The sequence below is a fragment of the Jeongeupia chitinilytica genome (assembly GCF_014652315.1).
GTDB lineage: Bacteria > Pseudomonadota > Gammaproteobacteria > Burkholderiales > Chitinibacteraceae > Jeongeupia > Jeongeupia chitinilytica.
Genome location: NZ_BMYO01000009.1, coordinates 1 through 15292, shown reverse-complemented (window position 1 = coordinate 15292; position 15292 = coordinate 1). Strand labels below are relative to the sequence as shown.

The window sequence follows — 15292 nt, the reverse complement described above, 5'->3', positions numbered from 1 at the left end:
AAAGGGGGGCGGCGCAGCCCGGCGTGCGCTAAGTGTTTGACTTGCAAGCAAGTTGCCGTTATAGTCCCGGGTTCCCCGTAATGGATGGGGTGCGTTCCGTCTCCGGGCGGGATGTTTTTTCGAGCGCAAACTCTTTGGAGCTTGTTATGTATGCAGTCGTAAAAACCGGTGGTAAGCAGTACAAAGTTACCGTCGGCGAAAAACTCAAAGTAGAACAGATTGCTGCAGACATCGACAGCCAGATCGTACTGAATGAAGTATTGATGGTGGCAAACGGTGATGCAGTGACGATCGGGACCCCTGTGGTTGCCGGCGCTGCCATCAAGGCAACGGTCATTTCGCAAGGTCGTCACGACAAGGTTCGCATCTTCAAGATGCGCCGTCGCAAGCACTACCAGAAGCGTCAGGGCCATCGCCAGAACTACACCGAAATCCGCATCGACTCGATCGACGCGTAATCAGGAGCTGACATACCATGGCACACAAAAAAGCTGGCGGTAGTTCCCGTAACGGCCGCGACTCCCAGGCGAAACGCCTTGGCATCAAAGTGTATGGCGGCGAGCTGATTCCGGCTGGTTCGATCATCGTGCGTCAGCGCGGTACCGAATTCCACCCGGGCGACAACGTTGGCATGGGCAAGGATCACACCCTGTTCGCCCTCGTTGACGGCTACGTCAAGTACGCGATCAAGGGCGCCGCTAAGCGTCGCACCGTGACCGTGCTGCCGTACACCGGCGAAGAAGCGTAAGCTTCGCAACTCGCGGTCATAAAGCCCTATCCTGCGGGATAGGGCTTTTTTCGCTTCTGGACAGGGCACCATGAAATTCATTGACGAAGCAAGAATCGAAGTCATCGCCGGCAAGGGCGGCAAAGGCTCGGCGAGCATGCGCCGGGAGAAATTCATACCGCGCGGCGGCCCCGACGGTGGTGACGGCGGCAAGGGCGGCACGGTCTGGGCCGTAGCCGACCAGAACATCAACACCCTGGTCGATTACCGCTTCGTCAAGAAATACAAGGCGCGCGACGGCGAGTCCGGCCGCGGTGCCGACTGCTATGGCGCCGCCGGTGACGACGTCACGCTGCGCTTCCCGGTCGGAACGCTGATCACCGACAGCGAGACCGGCGAAATCGTCGCCGACCTGACCCACGACGGCGAGCTGATCTGCCTCGCCAAGGGCGGCAAGGGCGGCTGGGGCAACATCCATTTCAAATCGTCGATCAACCGTGCGCCGCGCCAGACCACGTCGGGCGAAGAGGGCGAACGGCGCGAGCTGAAGCTCGAACTGAAGGTGCTGGCCGACGTCGGCCTGCTGGGCATGCCCAATGCCGGCAAATCGACCTTCATCGCCAGCGTGTCCGCGGCGCGGCCGAAGATCGCCGACTATCCGTTCACCACGCTGCATCCGAACCTCGGCGTCGTCCGCATCGACGAAAACCGCAGCTTCGTCATCGCCGACATTCCGGGGCTGATCGAAGGCGCGGCCGAAGGTGCCGGCCTTGGCCACCGCTTTCTCAAGCACCTGGCGCGCACGCGCGTGCTGCTGCACCTCGTCGATCTGGCGCCGTTCGACGAGAACGTCGATCCGGTCGCCGAGGCCAAGGCCATCGTCGAGGAGCTGCGCAAGTACGACGAGGCGCTGTACAACAAGCCGCGCTGGCTGGTGCTGAACAAGCTCGACATGATCCCCGAGGACGAGCGCGAACAACGGGTCGCCGATTTCCTCGCCGCCTACGGCTGGACACCGCCCGAGAACGAGTACGTGTTCGACCCGCAGGCGCTGCGCGTGTTCACGATCTCCGGCCTGACCGGCGAGAACACCCGCGAGCTGACTTACGCGATCATGGATTACCTCGACGCGGTGCGCCCGGATGCCGTGGCGCTCGAGCCGACGCCGGAGCCGGCGCTGAACGAGTCCGAGGCCGGGGCGCTCGACGCTTTTGACGGCGACGAGGACTGATCCGCGCGCGATGCGGCTGGCGTACCTGATTCTTGCCCACACCGCGCCGGCGCAGCTGGCGCGGCTGGTCGGCCGGCTGGCCGCGCCGGGCGTGCGCGTCTACGTGCATGTCGACGCCAACACGCCGGCCGACGTGTTCGCTGCGATGCAGGCTTCGGTCCCGGCGGGGACCGTCTTCATCGTCCGTCGTCCCTGTCGCTGGGGCGGTTTTTCGCTGGTTGCGGCGACGCTGGACCTGATGCGGGTCGCCTGCGCCGACGGTTGCGACTGGCAGGTGCTGCTGTCGGGGGCCGACTATCCGGTCAGGACGCACGCCGAGATCGTTGCGCGGCTGGCGCGGAACGACGACGTTGACGGCTATCTCGACCTGCGTGCCGAGTCCGAATTCGACGTCGGCTACCGATGGCAGGCCTGGCATCCCGAAACCCTGAACGGTCGTCCGGCCGGCCGCGCGCTGCAGAAGCTGCAGCGCGGTCTGCGTCATCTGGGCCTCCGTCGTCGTTTGCCGTCACCGCTGACAGCCGTCTGGGCCGGTTCGCAATGGTGGTGCCTCACCGGTGCCGCCGCCGACGCGGTGCTGCGCTTCTGTGACGAATACCCTAAGGTGGTCGACTTCTTTCGCGCTACCCTCGTGCCCGATGAAATGTTCATCCAGACCGTGCTGATGCACGCCGGACTGGCCGACCGGCTGGTCCGCGATCCCTTGCGGCATCTGGTCTGGACGCCCGGTGCCTGGTCGCCGGCGACGCTGAGCGATGCCGACCTGCCCGCGCTGCTGGCGAGCGATGCGCTGTTTGCCCGCAAGTTTGCGGCCGACGGCACGCTGACCGCCCAACTCGACGCTGCGCTGAATGCGCGCACCACGATGATCTAGACCCGATGGAATCGACGCTCGACGACTTCTTTGCTCCCGGCTACGTGCCCGCCGACCTCGGCCCGCTGGCCGGGCTCATGCGCGCCCGGCCGGTACTGAACGCCTTCATCACGCTGTTCCGTGGTGGCGAGGACGAAGTGCTGGTGCGGCTGCTGGTACTGCGCGAAATCGGCGCCCGCGCCAATGCGCCGCGCTGGTCGCCGCACGAACTGCAGTCGCACTTTGCCTACCTGAACCCGGTCAAGCTCGAAACCGTGCTGGCCCGTTTGCGCCAGAACGGCCTGCTGGTGTGGGACAGCGATGCGCAGCTGTATGCGCTGTCCGAGCCCGGGCGGATCGCGCTCGCGGCGGTGACGACGCTGACGCAGTTCGCCGGCGAGGATGCCGAACTCGGCTATCTGACCGGACAGGTCGCGGCCGGCCAGTCCGTCGGCGAGGTGTCGTCCGAGGCGCTGCAGCATCTGCTGGCGCGACTGAACGAGCTGTATGCCGACTTCGAGGCCGCGCTCGAATCACAATCGGAATTCCGCATCCGCAGTGCCCGCGACAAGCTCGACAGCGTCTGGCGCTGGGTCGAAAAGGGCACCGAAGTGATGCGCGATCTGCTGGCCGACGAAACGCTCGATCTGGCCGCGCTCAATCTGGCCCAGTCGATCGCCTACGCACAGAGCCGCATGCTGCGGCTGACCGGCGTGTTCCAGCGCCGGCTCTCCGAACTCGCGGCGCAGCGCGTCCATCTTGGCGAATCCGGACTGACCTCGACCAACGTTGCCGACTGGCTGCGCGGTCAGAGTCAGGCGTCGCTGGCATCGCTGGCCGACGGGCTGCTCGCCTTCCATCCCGAGCCGCTGTTCGCGACCAGCGACGAGCTGCTCGACGTCGCCGAGTTCGAGCTGACGGGCCGCGTGCGCACCGAGCACGTGGTCAGTGCGCTGCCGTCGTCCAGTGCCGCGCCGCTGGTCGGCGAACTCGAAGCCGAGCGGCTGCTCGCCGCCGAGGCGCTGTACGAAGAGCTGTCGGCGCTGGCCGCGCAGACGCTGCCGGCGTCGCTGACCGACTCGGTCGTCGCCGACAGCTATCCGGAAACGGCCTACCGGCTGTCCCTGCTGGCGCTGCTCGGCGATGCCGATGCGGCGCTCGAGCAGAGCGTCGTCGCCGACCTGGTCAAGCTGCCGCTGCGGCTCGAGACCGAACACGGTGTTGAAGAACTCGACCACGCCGAAGTGGCCACCATTTCCCGCGGCCGGCTCACGCCGCTGCGCAGCGAATAGAAATCATGGATCAAGCCCTCAATATCCTGACCGCGCGCCTGCTGGCGCACCGCTTCATTCCGCGTCGCGACCCGCTCGCACGCCGTGCCCTTGTCGACGAGGCCTTCCGTGAAAGCCTCGAACGCCGGCTCGGCGAGGTCGGCCTGCGGCTGCTGGAGAACCCGTACGCCGAACACATCGCCGTCGCGCTCCGCCCCGAGATGGAAGACTGGGTCTTCGGCGAAGGCGAGAACTGGCTGTCGAACAACATGGGCCTGCCGCGCGACGCGATCGCGCTGCTCGTTGTCGTCTGGGCGCTGATCATTCTGCCCAAGCGCGAGCGGCAGATCTCGCGCGCCGAAGAAATCGGCGATACCCAGGTCGACATGTTCGGCGCCGAGAAGCCGATCGCCCACGGTGACGACGTCTCGGTCGGCGTGCCCGAGGACGCGGTCTACGCCGACTTCGGCCGCCAGCTCGGCGGCAAGATGCGCTTTGCGACCAACCTCGGCCAGCTCGCCAAACTGGGTTTCGTCGTCCGCCGCAACCGGATGATCCAGGAAGGCCCGCTGCTCGACCTGATGATCGACTACGCCAAACTCGCGCCGCGCATCATCAACGGCGCGCTCGCCGAGGTGCTCAAGCTGTCGGGGACGCGCATCGCCGTCGACGAGCCGGTATCCGCGGCGGAGGATGGCACCGACGATGAGGCCGGTGACGAATGAAGGTTTCGCTGCGTGCCCCTGTCGCGGCGGATGCCACGTTCTGGGCTGACCTGCGCGCCGAACCGTCGGCGCGCGCGGTCATGCCGTTGGCTGCATTGAGCGAGGCACAACTGCGGGCCAGGCTGGTTGCTGCGTCCGGGCCGGTGTTCCTTGGTGATGAGGAAGAGTCGTTGCGCATCGTCTGTGCGGACGATGATCCGGTCGGTCTCGTCGGTGCGCGTCAGCGCTCGGCAATGATGCAGAGCGCCGAGCTGTCGGTGCAGATTGCCGGACCGTATCGCCGCCGCGGTATTGCGGCCGTGGCGCTGCAGGCGTGGACCGGCCTGCTGTTCGACGCCGGGTACCGGCGCCTGTGGGCGACGGTATCAGCCGACAATGCCGCGTCGCGGGCCTTGTGGTCGCGTCTGGGCTTCATGCAGGAAGGCGTGTTGCGGCAACACTATCTGATCGAAGGCCGGGCGGTCGATCAGCTGATCTATGGCCAGTTGCGCAGCGAGCGGACGATGCCGCCGCAACCGGCCGTTGTGTGCAAGGAAAACTGATGTTTCAGATTCGCGAACTCGAAATGGTCCACTGGGACTTCTGGCAGGCGATCAAGGTGCCGCTCGATGCCCAGATCGTCACCGTCGTCGGGCCGAACGGCTCGGGCAAGACGACCTTGCTCGATGCGCTGCGGACGATGCTGGCGCTCAAGTGCTCGGGCCGGCGCGACTACAAGCGCTATGTGCGCAACAACAAGGAAAACGTCGCCTGGCTGCGCGGCGTGGTCAGCAATCCGCGCCGTGATTCGGGGCTGTTTCCGACGCTGTTCTTCCCGGCGACCAGCGACGAGATCACGCTGTTTTGCCGGATCAGGAAGCAGGGCGGCGACTGGGTGCGCCAGTACGCGATCGCCGAAGGCCGGATCGAGCTGCAGCCGGGCACCGAGTCGCTGCTGAACTGGATCGGCGTCAACGAATACCGCCGCCGGCTCGAAGCCGCCGGGCTGACACCGGCGATCGCCGAGGTGCTGGCGCTCGAGCAGGGCGATACCGACAAGCTGTGCGAGTACAGCCCGAAGTCGCTGCTCGATCTGGTGTTCCAGGTGTTCGGCGACAAGCAGGTGCTCGACCATTACCACGAGGCCAAGCTGCGGCTGTCCGAGGCCGAGGACGAGCTCGGCAAGATGGAGCAGCAGTCCAGCCAGCTCGGTCTCGACGTCGAGCGGCTGAAGCTGCGCGCCAACAACCATCTCGAATGGCGCACGATGCAGGACAATGCCATCCGGCTCGAGAGCCGGGTGATGCCGGCGCTGCGTTATGTCGAGCAATGGGGTGCGCTGCGGGGCAACGTCGACGACTGGCGCGGTGCCCGGCGGGTATTGCGCGAGCGTCAGCAGGCACTGGCGGCGCTCGATGTCGGCTACCGCGAGCTGGAGACAAGTCTGGCCGGCTCGCGCGATACCGAGAAGGCGGCGCAGGCCGAAAACGACGCCGCCTACGCCGAATTCCAGGCCGCCCGCGATGCTGCCCGCGACACCGAGAAGCTGCTGCAGGAAGCCGACCGGCTGCGCCGTCTGGCCGAGGCCGAGGACGGCGCCGACGCGGTCAAGCTCAACGACCGGCTCGCCGGACTCAAGGACGACGAAGCTGCACTGCGCCAGTCGCTGCGCCAGGCGCGCGCCGAGCGCGACGAGCTCAACGATACCCAGTCGGCGCTGCAGTCTGGCCGCGCGCCGATGCTGCCCGACTTTGTCCGCAACATGCGCGCGGCGCTCGACGAGGCCGGCATCGGTCACCAGTTGCTGACCGAGATCGTCGAAGTGCGCGATCCGGCATGGCAGGAGGCGGTCGAGGCAATGCTGGCGCCGTCGCGCCACATCATTCTGCTCAACAAGGCTGGCGACCGGCAGCGTGCGTGGGAACTGGGCCAGAAGCTGCGCTACCGCCACTTCATCGTGCCCGACCGCGAGCCGGTGCCGCGCGCACGTACGGGCAGCGTGCTTGAGGTCGTCGACTTCAACGCCGATGTGCCCGACTGGCTCGCCAACCTGCTGAACCGGACCCAGCGCGCCAATTCGGTCGCCCACGGCCAGACGCTCGACGGCGACTGGATCACCCGCGATGCCTTCCACAAGGAGCGCCGTGGTGCACGCGATATCAGTGTTCGCAGCGGCGACTATGCCTTCGGCGAAGGCGCACGCCAGTCGCGGCGCAACGAAGCCGGCCGCCGTTTGCGCGAACTGAACGAACAGATGCTGGCCGACGAAGGCAGGCTGGTTGCGCTGACCCGGCAGATCACCGAGATCCAGCAGGCACTGATGGGCATGCAGGCCGTGGTCCAGCTGGCGGCACGTCAGGACGAGTTCGCCGCCGCCGCGGCGCGCTTCCACGACGAACAGACGCGGTTGCAGGAAGCCGGTGCGCGGCTCGCAGCGGCACAGTCGGCGTGGCAGGGACTGCGCGATGGCCGCGAGGAATCGCGCATCAGCTTCGAGACGCAACGTCGCCAGCGCGAAGCGCTCGAGGCGCAGATCGCCGAGTTGTCGGCACAACTGGCGCGGCAGCGCGACGACATCAAACGGCAGATCCGCAGCCTGCGTGCCGCGCGGACGCAACTGCCGGCCGAATACGTCGCCGCCGAGCATCTGCGCCGGCTGGCGGCACAGTACGACTCGGTGCGCGACGTGCAGCGCGAGATCGACCGCATCCGTTTCGCGCTCGACAACCAGGACTGGGAAACCGACGAGACCGTGCTGGCGCGCCGCGACAAGCTGGCCGCCGACTACGCCGGCATCGAGCGCGACACCGACCAGCACCGCCGCGATGTCGCCCGCACCCGCGAGCTGACCGACGACGCGCGTGCTGCCTACATCAACAAGCTGCGCGCGACGGTGCGCGCCTACGGCCGCAACGTCAAACGCCTCGGCGAGCTGGCCGGCATCGATGTCGAACTCGATACGCCGCATCTGGAGAACGACGACACGGTGCTGGCGCAGGCCGGCCTGACCGCGCGCTTCAACTTCGACCAGAAGGGGATGATGGGGCTGAACGACGGTGAAGCGTCGGGCGGCCAGCAGGTGATGAAGTCGCTGATCCTGCTGATCGGGCTGATGATGGACGATGCGAACACCTCGGGCTTCGTGTTCATCGACGAACCGTTCGCCCATCTGGACATCTTCAACATCGACCGCGTCGGCGGCTTCCTCAAGGCGACGCAGGCGCAATACCTGATCACCACGCCGCTGACGCACAACACCAATGTCTACGGCCCGTCCGAGCTGACGCTGACGACGCGCAAGAAGCAGCCGGGCCAGACGTGGGCGCCGCTGATCATGCAGACACGGCGCCGGGTGAACGCCGAGACCGCCGACGCCTGACGGAGCGGCGGTGCGGCGCTCCCGCCGCGCAGGGCTGCATCACTCAGGGGCGTGGCCGACCGGCCGGTCGCCGCGCGCCCGGCCTGCCCGCCAGGCTGGGTGGCGGCAAGCCGCGGCCGGTCCGTTGGGCCGCCGCAATCATCCATCGTCCGCACCCCGGCCGGTGGCGATCCGGCTCCGGCCCGGATCATGACCTACACTGGTGCAGCAGGCGGTACCGATGCCGCGTCAACGCTGGCAAGGCCGCCGGTTCCGCCCGCCCGGGCGGCTCCAGATGCGAGGTCCATCTCATGCAAAATCCAGCGTCACCGGAAAAACTGGACGGCTTGTTCGACTTGTTCATCAAGTTCGGCCTGTTCGTCGTGTTGGCGGTCTTCTGCTACGGCATCTTTGCCCCGTTCCTGACGCTGATGCTCTGGGCTCTCGTGCTGGCGGTGACGCTGTATCCGCTGCAAAGGAAGCTCGCGCACTCGCTCGGACGGCAGTGGCTGGCCGCAACGGTGCTGGTGCTGGCCGGGCTGCTCCTCGTTGCCGCGCCGACGGTGGCGTTCACCAGTTCGATCGGCGATTCGATCACCAGTCTGGTCATGTCGGTCCGCAACAACACCGTGCACGTTCCGCAGCCCCCGGAGCGCCTCGAGGCGGTGCCGATCATCGGCAAGAAGATCTACATCGTCTGGCAACGTGCGTCGACCGACCTGCCGGGTCTGATCCAGAGCCAGCAACCGAAGATCGGCAACATCTCAAGGCACCTGCTCAGTCTGGTCGCCAGCATGGGCGGCGACCTGCTCAAGTTCATCGTTTCCTTCATCGTGGCCGGCGTCATCATGTCGTTCGGCGAGGCTGGGGCGCGCATTTCGCTCGAGATCGCCAACCGCATCGCCGGACCGGCACGCGGCGAGCAGGTTGTCAGGCTGTGCACGGCGACGATACGCGCGGTCGCGCAGGGCGTGATCGGCGTCGCCTTCATCCAGGCCTTGCTCGTCGGGGTGATCTGCTACCTTGCAGGCGTTCCGGCGGTCGGGACCTTCTTCGTCGTCGCGCTGATCCTCGGCATCGCCCAAGTGCCGGTGATCCTGGCCACGGCGCCGGCCATTGCCTGGCTGTGGCTGTCCGGCGACGGCGGCACCGTCGGCAACGTGCTGTTCACGATTGCGCTGCTGGTCGCGGGCATGTCCGACAACGTACTCAAGCCGCTGCTGCTGGGGCGGGGCGTCGATGCACCGATGCCGGTGATCCTGCTCGGTGCGCTCGGCGGCATGGTCGGCGCGGGCATTCTCGGCATGTTCGTCGGTGCGACGGCACTGGCGATCGGGTACCAGCTGTTCATGGCATGGGTCCGCAACGGGGCCGCACCGGTCGTGGCGCAAAACCCGGATGATGCCGGCTAGGGGGCGCTGGGCTGCGCTGGGCGTGTCGCTGCTGGTCTGCGCCTGCACGACACTGGGCCCGGATTACCGCCGCCCGGAGGTGCCGGCACTCGACGATTGGCACGCCGAGCCGTTGCGGGCGCTGCCGGCGGCCCGGCTCGAAGCCGACGCGCGCTGGTGGGCCAAGTTCAACGATCCGGCGCTGACCCGGCTGGTCGAAGCGGCCCTCGAGCGCAATGCCAGCGTCCGGATCGCCGGTCTGCGTATTCTCGAGGCGCGCGCGCAGCAGGGCATCGCCGAGAGTTTCCTTTGGCCACAGTTGCAGCAGGTGAGTGGCCAGGCACTCGGCGTCGGCCAGCAGAGCGGCGGCAAACGCGACTGGTATACCAGTGTCGGTGCGGGATTCAATCTGGGCTGGGAGCCCGACTTCTGGGGGCGGTTCCAGCGCAGTATCGAATCGGCCGATGCCGGTTATTTCGCAACGCTGGCGCAGTATGACGACATCCAGGTACTGCTCGCGGCGCAGGTCGCGCAACTCTACGTCGCGGTCCGCACTTTCGAGGCGCAATTGCAGATCACCCGCGACAACGCCGCGCTGCAAAAGCGCAGCCTCGAGATTACCGAGCATCTGTTCAGGAGCGGCAACAGCGCCGAACTCGACCTGCAACAGGCGCGAACGCAGTACCTCGGCACGCTGTCGGGCATTCCGCAGCTGGAAACCGGCCTGCGCCAGAGCCGCAACGCGCTGTGCACCTTGCTGGGCCGGGCCCCGGGTGTGTTGCCGGAAATCGCAGGCGGGACCGGGATCATTCCGCAAGGCGAGCTGGCGCTGGTCGACGAACTCCCGGCCGATCTGGTCCGCCGCCGTCCGGACGTGCGCGTGGCCGAACGGCAGTTGGCAGCACAGTCCGCGCTGATCGGCGTGAGCGAGGCCGAGTTGTACCCGTCGATTGCGCTGATCGGTTCGATCGGGGTGTCGGCGACGTCGCTGGTCGGCGGCGGTTCGACCCTGACACTCGGCAGTTTCACCGCGTCACCACCGAACAGCCGCACTACGGTGACGATGGGGCTGGGGCCGGCGATCAGCTGGAATGTGTTCGACCATGGCCGGCTCGGCAATCAGGTGCTGGTACAGGACGCCCGCTTCATGCAACTGCGGGAAAACTACGTCAACGCGGTGCTGAGCGCCGCGCGCGAGATCGACGACGCGGCGACGGCCTACGCAGGACGGCATGACGAGATCCGGCTGCTGACCGAAACCGGCAAGGCGGCGAAGCGCGCGCTCGAGATCGCCAACATCCAGTATCGGGAAGGCATGGCCGACTTCCAGCGCGTGCTCGATTCGCAGCGCGCACTGTTCAACCAGCAGGCACTGCTGGTCGTCAGCCGCGGCAGCATGATGCGTGACCTGATCACGCTGTACAAGGCGATGGGCGGCGGCTGGCAGAATGGCCGCGAACGGCCGCTCGTCGACGCGCAAACCGACGCCTACCTGCGGCGGCGCAGCGAATGGGGCCCGCTACTGGATACACCGTTGCCGCCGGCGTCGGCCGATCGGGCCGCGCAAACCAGGAGTGGACCATGACCGAGGAAGCCGGATCGCCGGGAAAGGCCAGCCGTATCGGCGCGTGGGTGGTGCTGGCACTGATTGCGGTTTCGCTGCTGTGGTATCTGGCCGCCGACCGGATCACGCCGTACACGTCGCAGGCGAGGGTCCAGACCTTCGTCGTGCCGGTGGCCGCGGAGCTCGTCGGCACGGTCACGCGGGTCTATGTGCACGACAACAGCCGCGTGAGCGTTGGCCAGCCGCTGTTCGATGTCGATCCGGCCCCGTACGAAATCGCGCTGGCGCGGGCGCGGGCCGATTACCGTTCGGTCGAGAGCAGCGTCAACGCCGGCGGCGAAGCGGTCAGGGTGGCCGAAGCCGCGATGCTCGCGGCACAGGCCAACGCCAGGAACGCCGCCAAGGACGCGGAACGCCAGGAGCGGCTGTACGCCGAGGACCCGGGTGCGATTTCGGTCCGGCGGCTCGAAATCGCCCAGGCCACGCGCGATACCGCCCACAGCCAGTTCGTCGCCGCGCAGGCCGATCTGCGCCGGGCGATCGAAGTCGCCGGCGAGCCGGGCGAGCGCAACTCGCAACTGGCCAGTGCGCGGGCGCTGAAGGAAAAGGCCGAGCTGGATCTGGGCAAAGCGCGCGTTACCGCACCGATCGGCGGCGTCGTGACCGACCTGCGCACCGACACCGGCCAGTTCGTCAGCACCGGCGCGCCGGTGATGGCGATCGTCGTCAGTCACGACATCTGGATCAGCGCCGATTTCACCGAAAACAATCTCGGCCGGATGCAGCCGGGCAACGAAGTCGACATCCTGCTGGACGTGCTGCCGGGTCGTATCCTCAAGGGGCGGGTGCGCAGCATCGGCAACGGGGTCAGCACCGGTCAGCCGCAGCCGTCGGGGGCGCTGCCAACGGTGCAGAACAACCGCGACTGGTTGCGTCAGGCACAGCGTTTTCCGGTCAAGATCGAGTTCGATCCCAAGGAGCGGCCGGGCCTGCAAGGGCTGCGTGTCGGCGGGCAGGCCGACGTCCTTGCGTATACCGGCAACAACGTCCTGATGAACGCGCTGGGCTGGATCCACATCCGGTTGATGAGCGTGATGTCCTATCTCTACTGATCCGGCCGGAGACGCGACATGCATCGGGGCGACAGGGCGGTATTGCGGCTGGCGGCCGGTCTGGGGCTGACCGTGCTGGTGGCCTACGGCATGGCGCTGGCGCAGCCTTATGTCGTCTGTCTGCTGGCGGTGCTGTTGCTGTGCAAACCGGGCCCGCCGATGCCGCTGCTCAAGGCGGCATTCGCCGGCCTCTTTGTTGCCGCGCTGATGGCGGCCGGCGTGTTGATGGTGCCGCTGCTCGAACACTACCCGGCCAGCGCCGCCGTACTGACCGCGCTGACGCTGTACGTGCTGTTTCTCGGCGGGCTCCGGCGCCGCAACCCGCTGCTGCTGCTGCCGGTGATTGCCGTGGCGCTGATTCCGATTGCCGGCGTCACCGACCAGGCCAGCGCACTCCAGCTGGCCAAGTCGCTGGGCGCGGGCATTGCGCTTGGCGCAACGATCAACCTGTTTTCGCACGCACTGATTCCGGATACCGCTACGGTCGTGCCGGAGGCGCCGGCAGCCGCGGACGTGACGGGGCTGACGTGGATCGCCGCGCGCGCAGTGCTGATCGTGATGCCGATGTGGCTGCTGGCGCTGAGCAATCCGTCGTTGTACATCGCCGGGCTGATGAAAACGGTGACGCTGGGCCAGCAGGCGTGCGCGGTGTCGGCAAGGCAGGCCGGGCGCGAGCTGGTCGGCTCGACCCTGCTCGGGGCGCTGCTCGCGGCACTGTTGTGGGCCGGACTGGGGCTGCACGCCAGCCTGTGGATGCTGGGACTGTGGCTGGCGGCTGCGGCACTGTGGATTGGCCGGCGCTTGTACCGGCTGGTCGCCAGTCGCTATCCGCCGTCGTTCTGGAGCAATGCGCTGATGACGGCACTGATCCTGCTGGGGCCGGCGATCGAAGATAGCGCCACAGGCAAGGACGTCATGCAGGCATCGCTGACGCGCTTGGCGCTGTTCGTCGCCGTTGCCGGCTATGCGTCGCTGACGGTGCTCGTGCTCGAGCGCTGGCATGCCCGGCGTGCCGGTACGAGCGGAACCTGATCGAAAGGAGGTATCGATGCTGAGAAACCTGCTGGTGGGCGGCCTGGTCATTCTGCTGTGCATGATGCTGCAGTCGTGGATCAGCGCGCTGAGCGTGAACTTCTACCGGCGCCACGCCGGCAGGACGCCGCTGTTCCGGGGCGGCTTCCTGATTTTCGGCGTGATGACCCTGCTGCTGTTCGGCAACTTCCTGCAGGTCAGCGTGTGGGGCGGCGTCTTTCTGCTGCTCGGCGAGTTCGGCTCGCTGTACGACGCGGTCTACCACTCGGCGGTCAACTTCGCGACGCTCGGTTACGGTGACGTCGTAATGAGTCCGCGCTGGAAGTTGCTCGGGCCGATCGAGGCCATCAACGGCGCCATGATGATCGCCCTGTCGGGGGCCGTCGTGCTGCAGGTCCTGCAACTGCAGCTCAAGGCGCTGGCGGACGACGAGGACTGATTGCACAAGCCCGCTCGCCGGCACCGGGCGCAACTTGTGCCCAAACTGCTGGCTGTATACTGCGTGCTACGGGGGTGCTCCGCACCCCGATTCATTTGGATTGTTGTCGTGCAGAATTTCTCTTTCTTTGCCTCCTGCCCGCGCGGGCTCGAGCAGGTGTTGACCGCGGAGCTCACCGCACTCGGTGCGTTGCAGCTCGTGCCCACCGACGGCGGTGTCGTGTTTGCCGGCCCGTGGTCCCTGTTGATGAAGGCGAATCTGCAATCGCGCATTGCCAGCCGCATCCTGTGGAAGCTCGAAGAGCGCCCTTATGTGCGCGAAGACGACCTGTATCGGCTGGCACTGAAAATCGACTGGCCGGCACTGTTCTCGGTCGACAATACGATCAAGGTCGGCGTGACTGCGGTGAAGAGCCCGCTGCGCAGCACCAACCTCGCCGCGCTCAAGGTCAAGGATGCAATCTGCGACCGCTTCCGTCAGGCCGGCGGGACGCGTCCGTCGGTCGATACGCAGGAACCGGACATGCGCATCCAGCTGTTCCTGACCGACCGGATGGCGACGATCTATCTGGATACCTCGGGCGAGGCGCTGTTCAAGCGCGGCTATCGCGTCGAGGCGGTCGACGCACCGCTGCGCGAAAACCTCGCTGCCGGCATTCTGGCGCTGAGCGGCTGGCAGGCCAGCGAGCCGCTGTATGATCCGATGTGCGGTTCGGGAACATTCCTGATTGAGGCGGTGCTGAAGGCGCGCAATATCGCCCCCGGCAGCCGCCGGACCTTCGCGTTCCAGTATCTGCGCCAGCACGACGAAAAGGCTTGGCAGGCACTGCGCGATGAGGCCAGAAACGCCGAACGTCATGATCAGGCACTGCAGATCAGCGGCAGCGACGTGTCGTCGACCGCATTGATGCATGCGCAGGCCAACCTGCTTGCGGCCAAACTCGATGGCGTGGTCAGCCTCAAACAACTGAACATGCTCGACGCGAAAGCGCCGGCGGTCGAAGGCGTGCTGTTGACCAACCCGCCATACGGCATCCGTCTCGACGAACAGGACAAGCTGCTTGCCGCCTATCCGGAGTGGGGCAATGTACTGAAGCAGCGTTTCGCTGGCTGGCGCGCCTACTTCTTTACCGCCGACCCGGCGCTGGCGAAGGCGATCCGCCTCAAGCCGTCGAAGAAGACGCCCTTGTTCAATGGCGCACTCGAATGCCGGCTGCTCGAATTCAAAATGATCGCTGGCGGCAACCGCGGTCACGACTGAGCGGGCTTCCACCTATATACATATATGCGTCGCAACGCCGCCTTCGGGTGGCGTTGTCGTTTTCGGACTGCCTGACTGTGATCGGGTTCGACTTATACGAGACAACGGGCGGCCTTTGGCCGCCCGTTGTGCTTTTCCGGCGCGGTGGAACGGGGACTGCGGGGTGTTTGACGGGCCGGCGGCGGTGTTCTGGCCGGTTGGGTGGGGCCGACGGGGCCGAAACTGACGGTTTTGATACCATTGGCATGGATTTGTCAGCTTCGCCGCCGGGTCTGGGGCGGCGTTGCGGTTAGGGCTGAAATCGGGGTGACGAAATTTCGCTGTCCGATCAGGGGTTTATCGGTTCGGTG

Annotated in this window: 14 protein-coding genes; all 14 read left to right on the top strand. The window is 66.4% G+C overall.

Annotated features, from left to right (window positions below):
- Positions 1 to 146: 146 nt before the first annotated feature.
- The 14 genes from rplU to IE097_RS15685 all read left to right on the top strand — a co-directional run bounded on the left by rplU (position 147) and on the right by IE097_RS15685 (position 14942).
- Positions 147 to 458 (top strand): 50S ribosomal protein L21, encoded by a 312-nt coding sequence (gene rplU / locus IE097_RS15750; protein WP_189461821.1) that lies wholly within the window; start codon positions 147 to 149, stop codon positions 456 to 458.
- A gap of 17 nt (positions 459 to 475) precedes the next feature.
- Positions 476 to 748, top strand: a complete 273-nt coding sequence (gene rpmA / locus IE097_RS15745; RefSeq protein WP_189461820.1) for a 50S ribosomal protein L27 — start codon at positions 476 to 478, stop codon at positions 746 to 748.
- 70 nt (positions 749 to 818) lie between these two features.
- Positions 819 to 1958, top strand: a complete 1140-nt coding sequence (gene obgE, locus IE097_RS15740; RefSeq protein ID WP_189461819.1) for a GTPase ObgE — start codon at positions 819 to 821, stop codon at positions 1956 to 1958.
- A 10-nt stretch (positions 1959 to 1968) separates the two neighbouring features.
- Entirely contained in the window at positions 1969 to 2832 is an 864-nt protein-coding gene (locus IE097_RS15735) for a beta-1,6-N-acetylglucosaminyltransferase (protein WP_189461818.1), read from the top strand.
- Positions 2833 to 2837: 5 nt separating this feature from the next.
- Entirely contained in the window at positions 2838 to 4103 is a 1266-nt protein-coding gene (locus IE097_RS15730; RefSeq protein ID WP_189461817.1) for a hypothetical protein, read from the top strand.
- 5 nt (positions 4104 to 4108) lie between these two features.
- The gene (locus tag IE097_RS15725) at positions 4109 to 4807 is read left to right on the top strand and encodes a hypothetical protein (RefSeq protein WP_189461816.1); all 699 of its coding nucleotides are present in this window, start codon (positions 4109 to 4111) and stop codon (positions 4805 to 4807) included.
- Entirely contained in the window at positions 4804 to 5349 is a 546-nt protein-coding gene (locus tag IE097_RS15720) for a GNAT family N-acetyltransferase (RefSeq protein ID WP_189461815.1), read from the top strand. Before IE097_RS15725 ends, IE097_RS15720 begins: the two co-directional genes overlap by 4 nt.
- Positions 5349 to 8165, top strand: a complete 2817-nt coding sequence (locus IE097_RS15715; RefSeq protein WP_189461814.1) for an ATP-binding protein — start codon at positions 5349 to 5351, stop codon at positions 8163 to 8165. The genes IE097_RS15720 and IE097_RS15715 overlap by 1 nt, the downstream gene beginning before the upstream one ends.
- A 290-nt stretch (positions 8166 to 8455) precedes the next feature.
- Complete coding sequence (locus IE097_RS15710; RefSeq protein ID WP_189461813.1) at positions 8456 to 9556, top strand: AI-2E family transporter; 1101 nt, start codon at positions 8456 to 8458, stop codon at positions 9554 to 9556.
- Positions 9543 to 11120 (top strand): efflux transporter outer membrane subunit, encoded by a 1578-nt coding sequence (locus IE097_RS15705; RefSeq protein ID WP_189461812.1) that lies wholly within the window; start codon positions 9543 to 9545, stop codon positions 11118 to 11120. Before IE097_RS15710 ends, IE097_RS15705 begins: the two co-directional genes overlap by 14 nt.
- On the top strand, positions 11117 to 12211 hold the full coding sequence (locus IE097_RS15700; protein ID WP_189461811.1) for an HlyD family secretion protein: 1095 nt from the start codon (positions 11117 to 11119) through the stop codon (positions 12209 to 12211). The genes IE097_RS15705 and IE097_RS15700 overlap by 4 nt, the downstream gene beginning before the upstream one ends.
- An 18-nt stretch (positions 12212 to 12229) precedes the next feature.
- Positions 12230 to 13243, top strand: a complete 1014-nt coding sequence (locus tag IE097_RS15695; protein ID WP_189461810.1) for a DUF2955 domain-containing protein — start codon at positions 12230 to 12232, stop codon at positions 13241 to 13243.
- A gap of 16 nt (positions 13244 to 13259) precedes the next feature.
- Positions 13260 to 13682 (top strand): ion channel, encoded by a 423-nt coding sequence (locus tag IE097_RS15690; RefSeq protein WP_189461809.1) that lies wholly within the window; start codon positions 13260 to 13262, stop codon positions 13680 to 13682.
- Between the two features lie 108 nt (positions 13683 to 13790).
- Complete coding sequence (locus tag IE097_RS15685; RefSeq protein WP_229797623.1) at positions 13791 to 14942, top strand: THUMP domain-containing class I SAM-dependent RNA methyltransferase; 1152 nt, start codon at positions 13791 to 13793, stop codon at positions 14940 to 14942.
- Positions 14943 to 15292: the final 350 nt, after the last annotated feature.